The 17,095-nt window shown below is 72.6% G+C and carries 18 protein-coding genes; 6 read left to right on the top strand and 12 right to left on the bottom strand.

The window, feature by feature from the left end; genetic code table 11:
* Positions 1 to 12: 12 nt before the first annotated feature.
* Complete coding sequence (locus tag ACFYYT_RS18325) at positions 13 to 873, top strand: deoxyribonuclease IV (RefSeq protein WP_351820843.1); 861 nt, start codon at positions 13 to 15, stop codon at positions 871 to 873.
* A 97-nt stretch (positions 874 to 970) separates the two neighbouring features.
* Entirely contained in the window at positions 971 to 1,465 is a 495-nt protein-coding gene (locus tag ACFYYT_RS18320; RefSeq protein ID WP_351820845.1) for a DUF4396 domain-containing protein, read from the top strand.
* A 30-nt stretch (positions 1,466 to 1,495) separates the two neighbouring features.
* Here the strand turns inward: ACFYYT_RS18320 and ACFYYT_RS18315 are convergent, their stop codons facing one another.
* Positions 1,496 to 2,128, bottom strand: a complete 633-nt coding sequence (locus tag ACFYYT_RS18315; protein ID WP_351820848.1) for a sulfite oxidase-like oxidoreductase — start codon at positions 2,126 to 2,128, stop codon at positions 1,496 to 1,498.
* A 172-nt stretch (positions 2,129 to 2,300) separates the two neighbouring features.
* Here ACFYYT_RS18315 and bfr point away from each other — a divergent pair, with 172 nt between their 5' ends.
* Positions 2,301 to 2,780 (top strand): bacterioferritin, encoded by a 480-nt coding sequence (gene bfr, locus ACFYYT_RS18310; RefSeq protein ID WP_351820851.1) that lies wholly within the window; start codon positions 2,301 to 2,303, stop codon positions 2,778 to 2,780.
* Positions 2,781 to 2,801: 21 nt separating this feature from the next.
* On the opposite strand, the gene ACFYYT_RS18305 is transcribed toward bfr, so the two are convergent.
* On the bottom strand, positions 2,802 to 3,080 hold the full coding sequence (locus tag ACFYYT_RS18305) for a (2Fe-2S)-binding protein (RefSeq protein WP_351820854.1): 279 nt from the start codon (positions 3,078 to 3,080) through the stop codon (positions 2,802 to 2,804).
* A 174-nt stretch (positions 3,081 to 3,254) separates the two neighbouring features.
* Positions 3,255 to 4,619, bottom strand: coding sequence for a class II 3-deoxy-7-phosphoheptulonate synthase (locus ACFYYT_RS18300; protein WP_385321577.1), 1,365 nt, complete (start codon positions 4,617 to 4,619; stop codon positions 3,255 to 3,257).
* Between the two features lie 351 nt (positions 4,620 to 4,970).
* Here ACFYYT_RS18300 and ACFYYT_RS18295 point away from each other — a divergent pair, with 351 nt between their 5' ends.
* A complete protein-coding gene (locus ACFYYT_RS18295; protein ID WP_351820860.1) occupies positions 4,971 to 6,863 on the top strand; it encodes an anthranilate synthase family protein in 1,893 nt (630 codons plus the stop codon).
* Positions 6,864 to 6,905: 42 nt separating this feature from the next.
* On the opposite strand, the gene ACFYYT_RS18290 is transcribed toward ACFYYT_RS18295, so the two are convergent.
* The 5 genes from ACFYYT_RS18290 to ACFYYT_RS18270 all read right to left on the bottom strand — a co-directional run bounded on the left by ACFYYT_RS18290 (position 6,906) and on the right by ACFYYT_RS18270 (position 11,898).
* Positions 6,906 to 7,910 (bottom strand): 2-hydroxyacid dehydrogenase, encoded by a 1,005-nt coding sequence (locus ACFYYT_RS18290; RefSeq protein WP_351820863.1) that lies wholly within the window; start codon positions 7,908 to 7,910, stop codon positions 6,906 to 6,908.
* Between the two features lie 132 nt (positions 7,911 to 8,042).
* Positions 8,043 to 9,071 (bottom strand): 6-phosphofructokinase, encoded by a 1,029-nt coding sequence (locus ACFYYT_RS18285; RefSeq protein WP_351820866.1) that lies wholly within the window; start codon positions 9,069 to 9,071, stop codon positions 8,043 to 8,045.
* Between the two features lie 145 nt (positions 9,072 to 9,216).
* Positions 9,217 to 9,861, bottom strand: a complete 645-nt coding sequence (locus ACFYYT_RS18280) for a response regulator transcription factor (protein ID WP_351820963.1) — start codon at positions 9,859 to 9,861, stop codon at positions 9,217 to 9,219.
* A 35-nt stretch (positions 9,862 to 9,896) separates the two neighbouring features.
* On the bottom strand, positions 9,897 to 11,108 hold the full coding sequence (gene macS, locus ACFYYT_RS18275) for a MacS family sensor histidine kinase (protein WP_351820869.1): 1,212 nt from the start codon (positions 11,106 to 11,108) through the stop codon (positions 9,897 to 9,899).
* Between the two features lie 37 nt (positions 11,109 to 11,145).
* Positions 11,146 to 11,898, bottom strand: coding sequence for a lysophospholipid acyltransferase family protein (locus ACFYYT_RS18270; RefSeq protein WP_351820966.1), 753 nt, complete (start codon positions 11,896 to 11,898; stop codon positions 11,146 to 11,148).
* A 167-nt stretch (positions 11,899 to 12,065) separates the two neighbouring features.
* Here ACFYYT_RS18270 and ACFYYT_RS18265 point away from each other — a divergent pair, with 167 nt between their 5' ends.
* A complete protein-coding gene (locus ACFYYT_RS18265; RefSeq protein WP_351820969.1) occupies positions 12,066 to 12,845 on the top strand; it encodes an alpha/beta fold hydrolase in 780 nt (259 codons plus the stop codon).
* Positions 12,838 to 13,368 (top strand): hypothetical protein, encoded by a 531-nt coding sequence (locus tag ACFYYT_RS18260; RefSeq protein WP_351820871.1) that lies wholly within the window; start codon positions 12,838 to 12,840, stop codon positions 13,366 to 13,368. Before ACFYYT_RS18265 ends, ACFYYT_RS18260 begins: the two co-directional genes overlap by 8 nt.
* Positions 13,369 to 13,417: 49 nt before the next feature.
* On the opposite strand, the gene ACFYYT_RS18255 is transcribed toward ACFYYT_RS18260, so the two are convergent.
* From ACFYYT_RS18255 to ACFYYT_RS18240, 4 genes are all read right to left on the bottom strand, one after another.
* Positions 13,418 to 14,242 (bottom strand): endonuclease/exonuclease/phosphatase family protein, encoded by an 825-nt coding sequence (locus ACFYYT_RS18255; protein WP_388608471.1) that lies wholly within the window; start codon positions 14,240 to 14,242, stop codon positions 13,418 to 13,420.
* A 64-nt stretch (positions 14,243 to 14,306) separates the two neighbouring features.
* Entirely contained in the window at positions 14,307 to 15,248 is a 942-nt protein-coding gene (locus tag ACFYYT_RS18250; RefSeq protein WP_351820877.1) for an ROK family glucokinase, read from the bottom strand.
* A gap of 61 nt (positions 15,249 to 15,309) precedes the next feature.
* The gene (locus tag ACFYYT_RS18245) at positions 15,310 to 15,777 is read right to left on the bottom strand and encodes a DUF5304 domain-containing protein (RefSeq protein WP_351820880.1); all 468 of its coding nucleotides are present in this window, start codon (positions 15,775 to 15,777) and stop codon (positions 15,310 to 15,312) included.
* An 87-nt stretch (positions 15,778 to 15,864) separates the two neighbouring features.
* The gene (locus ACFYYT_RS18240) at positions 15,865 to 17,016 is read right to left on the bottom strand and encodes an ArsA-related P-loop ATPase (RefSeq protein WP_351820883.1); all 1,152 of its coding nucleotides are present in this window, start codon (positions 17,014 to 17,016) and stop codon (positions 15,865 to 15,867) included.
* Positions 17,017 to 17,095: the final 79 nt, after the last annotated feature.

Raw genomic sequence — 17,095 nt, 5'->3', positions numbered from 1 at the left:
ACTGTGACGGCCGTGACGCGCAATCCCGTGGGCGGGCACGTACCCGTCGCCGGCGGCCTCGCCTCGGTCGGCCTCCCGTACGCCCGCGAGATGGGCGCCGAGGCCCTCCAGGTCTTCGTCGCCAATCCGCGCGGCTGGGCCACCCCGGCCGGCAATCCGAAGCAGGACGAGCTGTTCCGCGCGCAGTGCGCCGCGGAGTCCCTCCCGGTGTACGTGCACGCGCCGTACCTGATCAACTTCGGCTCGCACACCGAGGCGACGGTGGAGAAGTCGATGGAGTCCCTGCGGCACTCGCTGCGCCGGGGCCGCGAGATCGGTGCGCTCGGGGTGGTCGTGCACACCGGCTCGGCGACCGGGGGCCGACCGCGCGAGGCGGCGTACGCGCAGGTCAGGGAGCACATGCTGGGGCTGCTGGACGAGCTGGTGCACGAGGACGACCCGTTCCTGCTGCTGGAGTCCACCGCCGGACAGGGATCCTCGCTCTGCTCCCGGACCTGGGACTTCGGCCCCTACTTCGAGGCCCTCGACCACCATCCGAAGCTGGGCATCTGCCTGGACACCTGCCACATCTTCGCGGCGGGCCACGACCTGGCCGAGCCGGGCGGCACCAAGCAGACGCTGGACCTGCTGGTGGAGGCGGTGGGCCCGGGCCGGCTGAAGCTGATCCACGCCAACGACTCCAAGGAGGGCGTCGGCGCCCACAAGGACCGGCACGCGAACATCGGCCAGGGCCACATCGGCCGGGAGGCCTTCGCGGAGCTGTGCTCGCACCCCGAGACGGACGGCGTGCCGCTGATCATCGAGACCCCGGGCGGCAAGGAGGGGCACGCGGCGGACGTGGCCCTGCTGAAGGAGCTGCGCGGCGCCCACTGACCTCCGGTCCGGAGGTTCCTTGAGGAATACCCCAGGGGGGTATACGGTTCTGTCAGTCGGCAGCACCGTCACCCGGCATTTCCCTCAGGGGGTCGTCATGGAGCAGGCACACGCCCACCACCACGAACACCCGCACGACCACGGCCACGGAGCGGGCCCGGCCGGCTGGGGCACCGCCGCGCGGGCCACCCTGCACTGCCTCACCGGATGCGCCATCGGCGAGATCCTGGGGATGGTCGTCGGCACCGCCCTCGGCTGGGGCAACCTCCCGACGATGATCCTCGCGATCGTCCTGGCGTTCGTCTTCGGCTACGCGCTCACCCTGCGCGGGGTCCTCGCCGCCGGAGTGGACCTCCGTTCGGCCGTCCGGGTGGCGCTCGCCGCGGACACCCTGTCGATCGCCGTCATGGAACTGATCGACAACGGGGTCATCGCGGTGTGGCCCGGCGCCATGGACGCCCAGCTCTCGGACGGCCTGTTCTGGACGGCGCTCGCGCTCTCACTGGCGCTGGCCTTCGTCGTGACCACCCCGGTCAACAAGTGGCTGATCGGCCGCGGCAAGGGCCACGCGGTCGTCCACCAGTACCACTAGAGCGGTACCAGCAGAGCCGTCGGACACCCGCTAGAGCTCGGGACCGTCGCCCGGCACCTCTTGGTACGAGTAGCGCTGCTCGCGCCAGGGGTCGCCGATGTTGTGGTAGCCCCGCTCCTCCCAGAAGCCCCGCCGGTCGGCCGTCATGTACTCCACGCCGCGGACCCACTTGGGGCCCTTCCAGGCGTAGAGGTGCGGGACCACGAGCCGCAGCGGGAACCCGTGCTCGGCCGTCAGCAGTTCGCCGCCCATGTGGGTCGCGAAGACGGTCCGCTCGGAGGCGAAATCGGCCAGTCTCATGTTGGAGCTGAAGCCGTACTCGGCCCACACCATCACATGCGTGACCTGCGGGGCCGGCGGTGCGATGGCGGTCAGGGTTCGCGCCAGCACGCCGCCCCATTCGGCGCCCTGCATGCTGAACTTGGTGACGCAGTGCAGGTCCGCGACGACGGAGTCGAACGGCAGGGCCGCGAACTCCTCGTGGTTCCAGCAGTGCTTCTCACCGTCGGCCGTGGCGCCGAAGACCCGGAACTCCCAGCGCTCCGGCTTGAACTTGGGCACGGGACCGTAGTGGGTGACGGGCCAGCCCCTCTGCAACCGCTGCCCCGGAGGGAGCTCGAACTGCTCTGCTCCCGGAGATTCCCGGCTTTCCGGCTGACCCATGTCTCCATGGTGACAGACGTGGCGGGGTGGTCACGACCAGGTACGACGCCAGGGGGCAAGTCGTGGCAACTCACACTAAGGAGGCACTTACTGGACGGCCTCCGGCGGCGGTGCAAAGATGCGCGCACCTGCCCAGTCACCTAGCTGACATTGCTTGGAAGGAGCCTCTGCGATGCAGGGCGACCCCGAGGTCCTTGAGTTTCTCAACGAGCAGCTGACCGGCGAGCTCACCGCCATCAACCAGTACTGGCTGCACTACCGCATCCAGGACAACAAGGGATGGACGAAGCTCGCCCACTACACCCGTGCCGAGTCCATCGACGAGATGAAGCACGCGGACAAGATCACCGAGCGCATCCTGATGCTCGACGGTCTGCCGAACTACCAGCGCCTCTTCCACGTCCGGGTCGGCCAGACCCTGACGGAGATGTTCCAGGCGGACCGGCAGGTGGAGGTCGAGGCCATCGACCGCCTCAAGCGGGGCATCGAGGTCATGCGCGGCAAGGGCGACGTCACTTCGGCGCGGCTGTTCGAGGAGATCCTGGAGGACGAGGAGCACCACATCGACTACCTCGACACCCAGCTGGAACTGATCGAGAGCATCGGTGAGCCGCTCTACATCGCGCAGCAGATCGAGCAGCCGGAGAGCTAGGCGGCCGGGGCAGCCGGGAGGCTACGCCGCGTCGGCGAGCGCGGGCCCGGATCCGGATGCGGCGGCGGGAACCAGCTGCCGGGTCTCGGCGGCCAGCACCGCGGCGGCGTCGCCCTGCTCCAGCAGTTCCCGGCGCGGGCACGCGCCGCGGCCCAGGAGGCCCTGGATGGTGCGCACGCAGGAGCCGCAGTCCGTGCCGGCCTTGGTCACCGAGGCGATCTGCCGGGGGGTGCACGCCCCAGCGGCCGCGTGGTCCTTGACCTGCTTGTCGGTGATCCCGAAGCAAGAGCAGACGTACACGCGGTTCACCTCCCTGGGGCGGAACGGTTCGGCGGCCACCCCGATGTCGGTGAGGCTTACCTAACCGTACCTAAAGTTAGGGTCCCCTAAAAGACCCGGGTACGCCGATGGGGCGCGGATCACATCGATCCGCGCCCCATCGTCGTAGGAAGCCACTGACTGATCGGCCGCCGCCTACTGGTCGCGGTACATCTCCGCCACCAGGAAAGCCAGGTCCAGGGACTGGCTGCGGTTGAGGCGGGGGTCGCAGGCCGTCTCGTAGCGCTGGTGCAGGTCGTCGACGAAGATCTCGTCGCCGCCGCCCACGCACTCGGTGACGTCGTCACCGGTGAGCTCGACGTGGATGCCGCCCGGGTGGGTGCCCAGCGCCTTGTGCACCTCGAAGAAGCCCTTGACCTCGTCGAGCACGTCGTCGAAACGGCGCGTCTTGTGGCCGGAGGCCGCCTCGAAGGTGTTGCCGTGCATCGGGTCGGTGACCCAGGCGACGGTCGCACCGGACGCCGTGACCTTCTCGACCAGCTCGGGGAGCTTGTCGCGGACCTTGTCGGCGCCCATGCGGACGACGAAGGTCAGCCGGCCCGGCTCGCGCTCGGGGTCCAGGCGGTCGATGTACGTCAGCGCCTCGTCCACGGTGGTCGTGGGGCCGAGCTTGATGCCGATCGGGTTGGCGATCTGCGCGCAGAACTCGATGTGCGCGTGGTCCAGCTGGCGGGTGCGCTCACCGACCCACACCATGTGGCCCGAGGTGTCGTACAGCTTGCCGGTGCGCGAGTCCGTACGGGTGAGGGCGCCCTCGTAGTCGAGGAGCAGCGCCTCGTGCGAGGAGTAGAACTCGACGGCCTTGAACTCCGCCGGGTCGGTGCCACAGGCCTTCATGAAGTTCAGCGCGTTGTCGATCTCCCGCGCGAGCTGCTCGTAGCGCTGCCCGGACGGGGAGGACTTCACGAAGTCCTGGTTCCAGGCGTGCACCTGGCGCAGGTCGGCGTAACCACCGGTGGTGAAGGCGCGCACCAGGTTCAGCGTCGAGGCCGACGCGTGGTACATGCGCTTCAGCCGCTCGGGGTCCGGGATCCGGGCCTCTTCGGTGAAGGGGAAGCCGTTGACGGAGTCACCGCGGTAGGTCGGCAGGGTGACGCCGTCGCGGGTCTCGGTGTCCTTGGAGCGCGGCTTGGAGTACTGGCCGGCGATGCGCCCGACCTTCACGACGGGCACGGAGGCCGCGTACGTCAGGACGGCGCTCATCTGGAGCAGCGTCTTCAGCTTGGCGCGGATGTGGTCGGCCGACACGGCGTCGAAGGCCTCGGCGCAGTCGCCGCCCTGGAGCAGGAACGCCTCGCCCTTGGCGACGGCTCCCAGACGGGCGCGCAGCTGATCGCACTCACCCGCGAAAACGAGGGGAGGATACGACTCGAGGTCCGCGACGACAGCGCGCAGTGCCTCGGCATCGGGGTACGAAGGCTGCTGCGCCGCGGGAAGGTCTCGCCAGGTCGCCTGATGGGCGGGGGCTTGGGTTTCAGCGTTCACGGTCACCTCGTACACATTACGGCGTCACACGTGCCGTCCGGCCCGGCGCCCACCTGATGAGACGGCGTGGCTCGCGGGCCAGGGCCCCGGAAATGAACGGAATCCGTGGTTCACATGTCGGTATAGAACGGATGCAGCGAGATCGCGTCCGCTTGGGCTAGGGTGCCTCGCATGTACGCACACTCGAACCAGAACTGGTGGTGGTCCGCTCCCGGCGGCCCACCCCTCGTGCGTACCCACTGACACGAGCGACGCGAAGGCCGCCCCGAGGGGCGGCCTTCCGCGTTCACGCGTACGGGTCGTCCCTCCCGCCGACAAGCCACCGGATCCGCCGGTCCGCGGATCCGCCGGAAGGACGCCCACACCATGCCCCAGCCCCCCTTCGAGCCGAGCCGGCTCCTCGACGAGGCCTGCCCGCCCTTCGCCCTGCTCCGCCGCCGCACCCCGGGCCGCGACCACGACACGGTCGAGGTGCTGATCGGGCCCGTGCACGAGGCGGCCCGGCTGGCCGACCTGCCCGTCCGCGAGCTGCCCACCCTCGCCCTGGTGCCGTTCCGGCAGATCCGCGAGCGCGGCTTCGACGTCCGCGACGACGGCACCCCGCTGAGCGTGCTGAGCGCCGAGGAGGCGTACGAGATCCCGCTCGACGCGGCCCTCGCCGCCCTGCCCGCCCACCCGGTGCGGGTCAGCGACGGCGCCTTCGACGTGCCCGACGAGGAGTACGCGGCCACCGTCGAGCGCGTGATCCGCGACGAGATCGGCCGCGGCGAGGGCGCCAACTTCGTCATCCGCAGGACCTTCGAGGGCCGCGTCGACGGCTTCGGCCGGGCCGACGCCCTCGCCCTGTTCCGCCGGCTGCTGGAGGGCGAGCGGGGCGCGTACTGGACGTACGTGGTCCACACCGGCGAGCGGACCCTGGTCGGGGCCAGCCCGGAGGTGCACGTACGGATGTCCGGCCGGACGGTCGTCATGAACCCCATCAGCGGCACCTACCGCTATCCGGCCGGGGGCCCGGCCACCGACTCGCTCCTCGCCTTCCTCGGCGACCGCAAGGAGACCGAGGAGCTGTCGATGGTGGTCGACGAGGAGCTCAAGATGATGTGCACGGTCGGCGACATGGGCGGGGCCGTCGTCGGGCCCCGGCTCAAGGAGATGTCCCACCTCGCGCACACCGAGTACGAGCTGCGCGGTCGCTCCTCGCTGGACGTGCGGGAGGTGCTGCGGGAGACCATGTTCGCGGCGACCGTGACGGGCTCGCCCGTCCAGAACGCCTGCCGCGTGATCGAGCGCTACGAGAGCGGCGGCCGCGGCTACTACGCGGGCGCCCTGGCCCTGCTCGGCCTGGACTCCGCCGGCGGCCAGACCCTGGACTCCCCCATCCTGATCCGCACCGCCGACATCGCCGCCGACGGGACCCTGCGGGTGCCGGTCGGCGCCACCCTGGTCCGCCACTCGGACCCGCTCGGCGAGGTGGCCGAGACCCACGCCAAGGCCGCCGGGGTGCTGGCGGCGCTCGGCGTGCGGGAGGCGGCGCCCCGGCCGGCCTTCGAGGGGGCCCGGCTGGCCGACGACCCCCGGGTCCAGGCCGCACTGGCCGCCCGCCGCCAGGACCTCGCGCCGTTCTGGCTTCGGATGCAGGAGCAGCCCGCGACGCTGACCGGCCACGCCCTGGTGATCGACGGGGAGGACACCTTCACCGCGATGCTGGCCCACCTGCTGCGGGTCACCGGCCTGGAGGTGACCGTACGCCGCTACGACGACCCCGGACTGCGCGCGGCCGCCCTGGCCTGGGACGGCCCGATCGTCCTGGGCCCGGGCCCGGGCAACCCGGCGGAGGCCGCCGACCCGAAGATGCGCACGCTGCGCGCCCTGGCCGGGGAACTGCTGGCGGCGCACCGGGGCGGGATCCTCGGTGTCTGCCTGGGCCACGAGCTGCTCGCCGCCGAACTGGGGCTGCCGCTGGTGCGCAAGGCGGAGCCCGCTCAGGGGGCGCAGACCCGGATCGACCTCTTCGGGGACGAGGAGGTGGTGGGGTTCTACAACACCTACACCGCGCACTGCTCCGACGAGCACGCGGTGCGGCTGGCGGCGCGGGGCGTCGAGGTCTCCCGGGACCCGGCGACGGGCGAGGTCCACGCCCTGCGTTCGGCGGCCGGTTTCGCGGGCGTCCAGTTCCACCCGGAGTCGGTGCTCACGCTGCGCGGCGTGGACCTGGTGCGGGCCCTGCTGACCGCGGTGCGCGCCCCGGCGCAGGCCTGACGGGGCCGCCGCCGGGGGGGCTCCCGGGGGCCCGCGGCGCGCTCAGGCGGAGGGCGGGCCGGGCACCAGGGTGTTCTCGGAGCGGCGGCCGGCCAGGTAGTCGGCCACGTTGGCGACGGTGGTGTCGATGATCTGGCCGACCGCGTCGCTCGTGTAGTACGCCTGGTGGGAGGTCACCACCACGTGCGGGAAGGTGACCAGCCGGGCCAGCGTGTCGTCCTCGACGGCCTCCAGGGACTTGTCCAGGAAGAACACCCCGGCCTCCGCCTCGTACACGTCCAGCCCCACCCCGGCGAACCGGCCGGCGCGCAGCTCCGTGACCAGCGCGTCCGTGTCGATCAGCCCGCCGCGGCTGGAGTTCACCAGGATCGCGTCGTCGCGCATCGCCTTCAGGGCGGCCGCGTCGAGGATGTGGTGGGTGGACTCCAGCAGCGGGACGTGGAGGCTGACGAGGTCGGCGTCGGCGAGCAGCGTCTCCTTGTCCACGTACGTCATGCCCAGCTCCAGGCAGGCCGGGTTCTGGGCGACGTCCCAGCCCAGCAGGTTCATCCCGAAGCCGTGGGCGATCCGGGTGAACGCCTCGCCGATCTTCCCGGTGCCGAGCACGCCCGCCGTGCGGCCGCGCAGGTCCCGGCCCATGAGGCCGTTCAGCCGGAAGTCGAAGTCGCGGGTGCGGTTGGAGGCGCGGACGATCCGCCGGTTCACGGCCATCGCCAGCGTCCAGGCGAATTCGGCGACCGAGTAGGGCGAGTAGTGGGAGACGCGGCCGACGGTCATGCCGAGCTGCCGGGCCACGTCGAGGTCGATGTTGTTGAAGCCGGTGGAGCGCTGCGCGATCATCCTGGTCCCGCCGGCCGCGAGGATGCGCAGCACCCGGGCGCCCAGGTCGGCGTTGACGCTGGAGGAAACGATCTCGTAGCCCGCCGCGATGGGCGCGGTGTCCTCGCTGAGGAAGACGTCGAGGCAGCGCACCTCGTGCTGTCCCGAGAAGGCCCGCTCCATCAGGGGCTTCTCATCGGCGGTCACTCCGAAGGCCAGGATCTCCACGCGCGCTCCGTACGTCGAACCGGTCGAACCATGGGTCGTTCGTCACGATACGTCCCATGGTTCGGCCACGCCGTCCGGTGTGTGGTGTGCGGTGTGCGGTGCGCGGCGTCCGGTGCGTGCGGCCCCGTCCGGTCAGCCGAAGAAGACCCCGACCTCCTCGTACAGGGCGGCGTCCACCGTCTTCAGCTTCGCGGTGGCCTCCGCGATCGGCACGCGGACGATGTCGGTGCCCTTGAGCGCGACCATCTTGCCGAAGTCGCCGTCGCGCACGGCGTCGATCGCGTGCAGCCCGAAGCGGGTGGCCAGCCAGCGGTCGAACGCGCTCGGGGTGCCGCCGCGCTGGATGTGCCCGAGGACGGTCGTACGGGCCTCCTTGCCGGTCCGCGCCTCGATCTCCTTGGCCAGCCATTCGCCGACGCCGGAGAGGCGGACGTGTCCGAAGGAGTCCGTGGTGGCGTCCTTGAGCACCAGCTCGCCGTCGGTGGGCATCGCACCTTCGGCCACCACCACGATGGGCGCGTAACTGGCCTTGAAGCGGGAGGTGACCCAGGCGCAGACCTTGTCGATGTCGAAGCGCTGCTCGGGGATGAGGATGACGTTGGCGCCGCCCGCGAGCCCGGAGTGCAGGGCGATCCAGCCGGCGTGCCGGCCCATCACCTCGACGACGAGGACCCGCATGTGCGACTCGGCGGTGGTGTGCAGCCGGTCGATGGCCTCGGTCGCGATGCCGACGGCCGTGTCGAAGCCGAAGGTGTAGTCGGTGGCCGAGAGGTCGTTGTCGATGGTCTTCGGCACGCCGACGCACGGGATGCCGTACTCCTCGTACAGCCGGGCGGCCACGCCCAGGGTGTCCTCGCCGCCGATCGCGACGAGCGCGTCGACCTCGGACTTCGCGAGGTTCTCCTTGATGGCGCGGACGCCGTTCTCCGTCTTGAACGGGTTGGTGCGCGAGGAGCCGAGGATGGTTCCGCCGCGGGGCAGGATCCCGCGGACCTCGGGGATGCCGAGCGGGACGGTGTCCCCCTCGACCGGACCCCGCCAGCCGTCCTTGAACCCGACGAACCCGTATCCGTACTCCTGCGTTCCCTTGCGGACGACGGCCCGGATCACCGCGTTGAGCCCGGGGCAGTCGCCGCCGCCCGTGAGTACTCCGACCTTCATGGAATCTCCCTTCGCCATGACGGTCACGCTAGTGGTGACCCAGATCACAGCAAGGGGCCCGGAGAGGCCAATTCCGGTGAACTCCGGGGACGTTGCGTACGCGTGTTCACTCGTACGGGGAAGTACGTACGAGCGATGTCACCCCTTACGCGTCGTCCAGGCCGCGCTCTATCGCGTACCGGACGAGCTCCACCCGGTTGTGCAGCTGGAGTTTGCCCAGCGTGTTCTGCACGTGGTTCTGCACCGTGCGGTGGGAGATGACCAGCCGCTCCGCGATCTGCTTGTACGAGAGCCCCTTGGCCACCAGCCGCAGCACCTCGGTCTCCCGGTCGGTCAGCCGTGGGGCCTTCGGCTCGTCGGCGGCGGCGGGCGCCGGGTCCGTGGCCAGGCGCCGGTACTCGCCGAGGACCAGGCCGGCCAGGCCCGGGGTGAACACCGGATCCCCGGCGGCCGTGCGGCGCACCGCGTCGATCAGCTCCTGGGCCCCGGCGGACTTCAGCAGGTAGCCCGTCGCCCCGGACTTGACGGCCTCCAGGACGTCCGCGTGCTCCCCGCTCGCCGACAGGACGAGCACGCGCAGCGCGGGATCGGCGCCGACGAGCTCCTTGCAGACCCGCACGCCCGGCATGCCGGGCAGGTTGAGGTCGAGGACCAGCACCTGCGGGGCGGCGGCCCGGGCCCGGCGGACGGCCTCCGGCCCGTCCCCGGCGGTGGCCACGACGTCGAACCCGGCGGCGGCCAGGTCGCGGGCGACGGCGTCCCGCCACATCGGGTGGTCGTCGACGACCATCACCTTGATCGTGCTGAGCTCGTTCACCGGCTCGGTCACTGGGTCCTCCCCCTCGGTACTTTCAGTTCCACTTCGGTGCCCTGGCCGGGGACCGACACCAGCTCGGCGCTGCCGCCGAGATCGCGCAGCCGGCCCCGGATGGACAGGGCCACGCCCATCCGGCCCTCGCCGGCCGCCTGGTCGAGCCGGCCGGCCGCGATGCCCGGGCCGTCGTCCCGGACGGTCACGATCACCTCGTCCCCCCAGTCCTCCAGCAGGATCCAGGCCCTGGCCCCCTCCCCGGCGTGCTTGCGCACGTTGTCCAGGGCGGCGCCGACCGCCGCGGCCAGCTCCCGGGCGGCGGGCCCCGGCAGCGGCACCGGGGCGCCGGGTTCGGCGAAGCTCACCCGGGACCCGGCGTGCGGGGCGAGGAGGGAGCGCAGGTCCAGCTCGCCCTCGTCGGCGCCGGGCTCCTCGACCTCGTACGTGTCCACCAGCGCGCCCAGCGAACCGTCGCGCGAGACCCGCGAGGGGGGCACCAGCCCGCTGGAGACCAGCGTGCGCAGCGCCACTTCCTGCTCGCCCGCCATCCGGCCGAGCTCGGCGGCCTCGCCGCCCAGTTCGGTGCCGCGCCGCTGGACCATGGCGAGGACCTGGAGGACCCCGTCGTGGATGTCCCGGGCGAGGCGTTCGCGCTCGCGGGTGGCGGCCTCGATCTCCAGGGCCCGGGCGAGGGTCGCCTCACTGGCCCGGGCGACCTCGACGACGTAGCCGATCGCTATCGAGGCGACCCAGACCAGCAGGACGTTGTGCAGGGTGTCCCGGGTGGGGTCGCCGCCGTGGATGACGATGTTGGCGACGGCCACGAAGGTCGAGGCGATGCCCGCCCAGCGCCAGCCGCCCTTGAGGGCGAAGGCGAGGACGGAACCGGCCGTCCAGATGCTGGGGAGGGTGGGGCCGCCCGCCGCGATCCGCTCGTGGCTGTCGGCGAGCGGGCTCAGCAGGATCCCGGCCAGCGCCACGGTGAGGTCGAGGGCGAGGAAACGGCGGGTGCAGGCCGCGGCGGAGGCCGCCCTGCGGCGGGTCGCCACCGTCCAGACGGCGAGCACCGCGAGATAGCCGGCCGCGGTCCACGGCTGGTCGAACTTCCGGTAGGCGGAGGCGAACAGCAGCAGCGCGTACACCATGGTGAGCAGTCGGTAGGCCGTCAGGGCGCGCCACAGCGGCTGCTCGACCGACATCCGTACGACGCGCTCGCGCCTGGCCATCTCCCCCACCCCCCGTGCGGGCGCCGGCCGCCCGCCGCTACTCCCCGCCGTCCGTCTTCCCGCCCCTGGCGGCCTTGGCGGCCTTCTCGGCCTCCGCCTTCTCCGCCTTCTCGGCCTTCTCCGCGTCCGCGATCTGCCGCTTGGCGGCCGTCGCGTAGATGTCCACGTACTCCTGGCCGGAGAGCTTCATGATCTCGTACATGACCTCGTCGGTCACCGAGCGGAGGATGAAGCGGTCCCCCTCCATCCCCTGGTAGCGGCTGAAGTCCAGCGGCTTGCCGATCCGGATGCCCGGGCGCATCAGCTTGGGGACGACCTTGCCGGGCGGCTGGATCTTCTCCGTGTCGATCATCGCGACCGGGATCACGGGGGCTCCGGTGGCGAGCGCCACCCGGGCCAGGCCGCCGGGCTTGCCGCGGTAGAGGCGGCCGTCGGGTGAACGCGTGCCCTCGGGGTAAATACCGAACAGCTCCCCGCGTTCGATGACCTCGATGCCGCTCTTGATGGCGGCCTCACCCGCGCCGCGCGCGCCGGAGCGGTCCACCGGGAGCTGGCCGACGCCCTTGAAGAAGGCGGCCGTCAGCTTGCCCTTGACTCCCGGGGAGGTGAAGTACTCGGCCTTCGCGATGAAGGTGACCTTCCGGTCCAGCACCGCCGGCAGGAAGAAGGAGTCGGAGAAGGACAGGTGGTTGCTCGCGAGGATCGCCGGCCCCTCTGCGGGAATGTTCTCGAGGCCCTCCACCCACGGCCTGAACGCGAGCTTCAGGGACCCGCCGATGGAGAACTTCATTGCGCCGTAGATCAACTCGAAAGCCTTCCTGTGTCTGTCGAACAGACCTTATCCCGTGGCTCCTCCCGGAGCGGCCCGACGACCCTGGTCGGTGTCACGCCGGTCGCGTACGGTGAAGTCACACAGAGCAACGCACCCGCCAACCCCTCATGACCAAGGAGATCCTGGTGCCCGTCCTCCCTGGAGCCGAGCCGTTCCGCCACGAGGGCGGAGAGGTCGGCGTCCTCCTCTGCCACGGCTTCACCGGTTCCCCGCAGTCCCTGCGTCCCTGGGCCGAGTACCTGGCCGCGCGCGGGCTGACGGTCTCCCTGCCGCTGCTGCCCGGGCACGGGACGCGCTGGCAGGACATGCAGCTCACCGGCTGGCAGGACTGGTACGCCGAGGTCGACCGCGCGCTGCGGGAACTGCTGGACCGGTGCGAGCGGGTCTTCGTCTTCGGGCTCTCCATGGGCGGGGCGCTGACGCTGCGGCTGGCGGCCAAGCACGGGGACGCGATCAGCGGGATCGTCCTCGTCAATCCGGCGAACAAGGTGCACGACCCGCTGGCCGTGGCCCTTCCGGTGGCCAAGCACTTCATCCGGTCGACGCCGGGCATCGCCAGCGACATCGCGAAGCCGGGCTCGGAGGAGGTCGGCTACGACCGGGTCCCGACCCGGGCCGCGCACTCCCTGCGGAAGTTCTTCCAGCTGGTGGACACCGAGCTGCCGCAGGTGACGCAGCCTGTGCTGCTGCTGCACAGCCCGCAGGACCACGTGGTGCCGCCCGTGGACTCGGCGCGGATCCTGGCGCGGGTGTCGTCGACGGACGTCACCGAGACCCTGCTGGAACAGAGCTACCACGTCGCGACGTTGGACTACGACGCGGAGCGGATCTTCGCGGACAGCTATGCGTTCGTCGGGCGGCTCGCGGAGAGCGTCGGCAGGGAGGGGGCGGCCAGCGGTGGCTGAGCACGAGGAGTCCTCGGGGGGTGTGCCCCCGCTGGACGAGGAGGCGGCGTGGGCGGCGATCGTCGCCGGGTACGGGCAGGAGCCGGCGGACCCGCCGGGCGCGAGACCGTTCCGGCCGATCGAGAACCTGATGCTGCCGGAGGAGGACGTGAAGCCGGCACCCCCGTCGCCGGAACCGGAACCTCCGGCTCTGGGGAGCTCGGTGACCTTCGCCCCCGGCGTGGGGGCGATGACGGGCCCCCGGGACCACACGCCGGCCCCGCCGAAGGGCGAGGACGAGGGCCACTTCGTCCCGCCGGAACCGGAGCTCCCGCCCGCGGACACCACGGCGAAGTTCGCGTGGCTGGCGGTCGTGGGCGGGCCGGTGCTTTTGTTGCTGGCGGTGCTGCTCCAGTGGGACATGACCTGGTGGCTGACCACCCTGGGCATCGGCGGCTTCCTGGGCGGCTTCGCCACCCTGGTGGCCCGCATGGCGCACGGGGACGACGAGGACGACGACCCCGGCCGCGGCGCGGTGGTGTGACCTCCTCCTGACGCGCCGCGCCCCTTTCCCGACGCGGCGCCGCCACCCCTCAGCGCCGCCGCGCGGGGCCGTCCTCCACCCGCCCTTCCACCGCTCCCGCCGCACGCGCCGGCGGGGCCGAAGTCGCCCCCCGGGCGGGGGGTGGGAGGCGGAGGGCGGCCAGGACCGGGAGGTGGTCCGTGGCGGTGCGCAGGTCGTGGGGGGTGATCCCGGGCAGGGCGGTGGGGACGCCGCAGGCCAGGACTTCGACCCCCGGGGAGGCGAAGACGGCGTCGATGCGCCGGTCCGGCGCCACCGCCGGGAAGGTGTCCGCGCCGCCCCACGGCGCGACCGTCCAGCAGTCCCGCAGGGTTTCCGTGAGGCGCCCGAACGCCGGCCCGCCGGGGGCTTCGTTCACATCGGCCGCCACGATCGCGTGCGGCGCCCCCAGCGCCGCGGCCCGCTCCGCCAGCAGCCCCGCCTGCGCGGCCCGCTCCGCCCGGTCCAGGGACAGGTGCGCGCTGACCACCCCGACCCGCGCCGCCCCGAAGCGGACCACCGCCGTGGCGAAGCCCCGCCGGTGCCGCCCCGGCGTCAGCGGGAGCAGCACGTCCTCGGTGCGCTCCACGAAGGCCCGTAGCGAGCACATCAGCAGCGGCCCCGCCGCCGTCGCTCCCCCGCTCAGCACCACCAGGTCGGTCTTCGAGGCCAGCCGCGCCGCGTGTTTGCGCCAGCGGAAGAACCGCGGCGCCTCCTGTACGAAGACCAGGTCGGGCGCGCAGGCGCGGATCACCCGGGCCACTGCTTCCTCGTCGTCGCGCAGCGAGCGGATGTTGTAGCTGAGGGCCCGGATCACGGCAGAACCGTCGGGCTCCGTAACAGACTTCGGCAGCATGCTCCGCAACATACGCAGAAGCCCGCCGCTCCCCCAAGGGGCGCGGCGGGCTTCCCCGGACGTGTCAGCCCTGGCGCGCCAGGTCCGCCGCGCCGACGAGCCCGGCCTTGCCGCCGAGCTGCGCGGCGAGGACCTGCGCGTGCGGCCGCCACGCGCCGCCGATCAGCCAGCGCTTGAAGGACTTGCGGATCGGGTCGAGGACGAGGTCGCCCTCGTCGGAGACCCCGCCGCCGACGATGAACGCCGACGGGTCGAAGAGGGAGGCCAGGTCGGCGAGACCGGCTCCCGCCCAACGCGCCAGTTCGCGGAAGGAGTCGACGGCCACCAGGTCCCCGGCCCGGGCCGCCTCGCTGATGTGCTTGCCCTCGATGCCCTCGGGGGTGCCGTCGCCGAGGCCGAGCAGGACCGCCGCGTTCTCGGGGGTGGCGTTGGCGCGCTGCTTCGCGTACCGGACGAGCGCGCGGCCGGAGGCGTACTGCTCCCAGCAGCCCTGGCTGCCGCAGCCGCACAGCAGGCCGTCCGGGACGACCCGGATGTGGCCGAACTCGGCGGCCACGCCGAAGCGTCCGCGCCGCAGCTTGTTGCCGATGATGATGCCGCCGCCCAGGCCCGTGCCGAGCGTGATGCAGATGACGTCCTCGTGGCCCTGGCCGGCGCCGAAGCGGTACTCGCCCCAGGCGGCGCAGTTCGCGTCGTTCTCGACGACGACCGGCAGGCCGATGCGCTGCTCGACCTTGTCCTTGAGCGGCTCGTGGCGCCAGTTGATGTTCGGCGCGAACAGGACGGTGGCGCGCTTGTCGTCCACGTATCCGGCGGCGCCGATGCCGACGGCGTCGATGGTGTGGTTGCTGCTGACTTCGGAGACGGCGGCGCAGATCGCCTCCGTCACCCCGTCCGCGGTCGGCGGGGTGGGCACCTTGTACGTCTCAAGGATGGTGCCCTCTTCGTCGACCACGCCGGCCGCGATCTTCGTGCCGCCGATGTCGACGCCGATGGTGAGTCCCATTAGTCCCTCGGTTTCCGGTCAAACCCCGCCACGGCCCACCGTACCCGAGGCGGGCGGAGGATCAGTCGAGATCGATCCGCTCGGCCGGCCCCGCTTCGGGGCCCTCGTCGTCGCCGTCGTCGGACGCGCGCGGGGCCGGCGGCTCGTCGCGGGTCCAGCGGCGCTCGTGCCCCTCGACGGCGGAGCGGTAGGCGGCGAGGAGCTCGGACCCGGCGGCGGCGAGGTGGTCGAAGACCTCGGGATTGCGTTCCACTACGGGCTTGGCCGCGGTCTTGGCCTGGTTGACGAACTGGCGTACGGCGCCCTGGGCGGCGGCGCCGAGCAGCGGGTTGTTCAGCGCGGAGACCTTGTCGGCGACGGCCTCGAAGAGCTTGAACAGTTCCTCGGCGGCCGTGCCGGGGGCGCCCGCGGGCCCGGCCCCGGCGGCCTCGCGCTCTGCGCGGCGGCGGGCTTCCTCGGCGGCGAGGTCCTCGGCGCAGGCCTTCGCCCAGGCGTCGTCGTCGGTGGGGCGGTCGGTGGCCTCGCTCATGGCGGACTCTCCTGGCGGCGGCGGGACGTGCGGTGCGGTACTGGCGTACCGCCTCCTTCCGACGGTACCCGAACGGCGGTACGCGGCTCAGCGCGCCCGGGGCCACTGCTGCGGGTCGGGGGTGAAGCGGACGCGGAGGACGCCTTCGTCGAGGGCGGCGCCGGAGACGGTGCAGCGGCGCAGCGCGGCGGGCAGCGCGACGATCCTGCGGTGCGGGCCCACCGCGAGGACCAGCTCGTCCCCGCGCCGGATCAGGTCCAGCTCGCTCTTGCGGGCGCGGGGCAGCGGGATCGCCCAGACCAGGACCCCGTCGGCGGCGAGCCGGTCCTCGACGCCCCAGCGGGGGCGGTCGGCGGTCCCGGGGGCGGGCGGGGCCATGCCGGGGGCGGCGGCGAGGAGCGCCAGGTCCTCGGGGCCCCGCGGGTCCCGGCCGAGGTGGGCCGCCCGGACGACGGGCGGGCCCGGGTCCCGGGCGGCCAGGAAGGCGTCCTGCCGGGCGGCGATCCCCGCCACCCAGGGGTCGGCGGAGTCCCGCGGCACGAGCCGGTTGGCGACCAGGTCGAGGACGGGCAGCTCGTACAGGGCGAGGCCGAGCACAGCGGTGCGCAGGGCGGCGTCGGCGGCGGGGCCCGGTTCGGCGACCAGGCGGACGGCGGTGGTGCCGGCTTCGACGACGGCCTGGACGGCGGCCAGCTCCGCGTCCCAGCGGGCGGCGGCCTCGTAGAGCCACTGCGCGGGCATCGGCACTCCGGCCAGCTGGGCCAGTACGGGGCGCAGGGCGCGGGCCGCCTGGCGTTCGGCGGGCAGCAGCCGGGCGAGGTAGCGGCGCAGCTGGGCGGGCAGCGCGAGGGTGGTCAGCGCCTGGTGCAGTGGGGGCATGTCCACCACGACGAGGTCGGCGCCGGGGGCGGAGGCCGCCCGGCGCAGGGCGCGCAGCAGGGCGAACTGCTCGGCGCCGGGCAGCTCGGTCAGCTCCTCGGCGCCGAGGGGGCGGCCGCCGAGCATGCCGATGAGGGCGGCGCCGCGGTCCTGGAGGGCGGCGAGCTCGCTGCGGAACTCCGCGCCGGAGTCGAGCCGGGGCGTGTGCAGGCCCTCGGGGACGGGGCCGCCGTGGAAGGGGTCCGCCGCGGACAGCAGCACCGCGCGGCGCCCGGCGCGGACGGCGGCGAGCGCGGTGGCCCCGGCGATGGTGCTGCGCCCGGCCCCACCGGGTCCGGTGACCAGCAGGACCTGCGTCATGGTGCTCCTCGTTGTCCGGCCGCCGCCACGCGGGCGCGCCGACGCGACTTGTGCCTGCCGACCCGGCAGAAGACCGGCC

The organism is Streptomyces sp. NPDC002032 (assembly GCF_042890765.1).
In the GTDB taxonomy this organism is placed as follows: domain Bacteria; phylum Actinomycetota; class Actinomycetes; order Streptomycetales; family Streptomycetaceae; genus Streptomyces.
This window is presented reverse-complemented; position numbering and strand designations above follow the sequence as displayed.

What these genes read in the sequence shown, in the direction of transcription:
- ACFYYT_RS18320 (WP_351820845.1), top strand. Translation starts at nt 971, where the DNA reads ATGGAGCAGGCACACGCCCACCACCACGAACACCCGCACGACCACGGC.
- ACFYYT_RS18315 (WP_351820848.1), bottom strand. Translation starts at nt 2,128, where the DNA reads ATGGGTCAGCCGGAAAGCCGGGAATCTCCGGGAGCAGAGCAGTTCGAG.
- bfr (WP_351820851.1), top strand. Translation starts at nt 2,301, where the DNA reads ATGCAGGGCGACCCCGAGGTCCTTGAGTTTCTCAACGAGCAGCTGACC.
- ACFYYT_RS18295 (WP_351820860.1), top strand. Translation starts at nt 4,971, where the DNA reads ATGCCCCAGCCCCCCTTCGAGCCGAGCCGGCTCCTCGACGAGGCCTGC.
- ACFYYT_RS18285 (WP_351820866.1), bottom strand. Translation starts at nt 9,071, where the DNA reads ATGAAGGTCGGAGTACTCACGGGCGGCGGCGACTGCCCCGGGCTCAAC.
- ACFYYT_RS18280 (WP_351820963.1), bottom strand. Translation starts at nt 9,861, where the DNA reads ATGGTCGTCGACGACCACCCGATGTGGCGGGACGCCGTCGCCCGCGAC.
- macS (WP_351820869.1), bottom strand. Translation starts at nt 11,108, where the DNA reads ATGGCCAGGCGCGAGCGCGTCGTACGGATGTCGGTCGAGCAGCCGCTG.
- ACFYYT_RS18270 (WP_351820966.1), bottom strand. Translation starts at nt 11,898, where the DNA reads ATGAAGTTCTCCATCGGCGGGTCCCTGAAGCTCGCGTTCAGGCCGTGG.
- ACFYYT_RS18255 (WP_388608471.1), bottom strand. Translation starts at nt 14,242, where the DNA reads ATGCTGCCGAAGTCTGTTACGGAGCCCGACGGTTCTGCCGTGATCCGG.
- ACFYYT_RS18250 (WP_351820877.1), bottom strand. Translation starts at nt 15,248, where the DNA reads ATGGGACTCACCATCGGCGTCGACATCGGCGGCACGAAGATCGCGGCC.
- ACFYYT_RS18245 (WP_351820880.1), bottom strand. Translation starts at nt 15,777, where the DNA reads ATGAGCGAGGCCACCGACCGCCCCACCGACGACGACGCCTGGGCGAAG.
- ACFYYT_RS18240 (WP_351820883.1), bottom strand. Translation starts at nt 17,016, where the DNA reads ATGACGCAGGTCCTGCTGGTCACCGGACCCGGTGGGGCCGGGCGCAGC.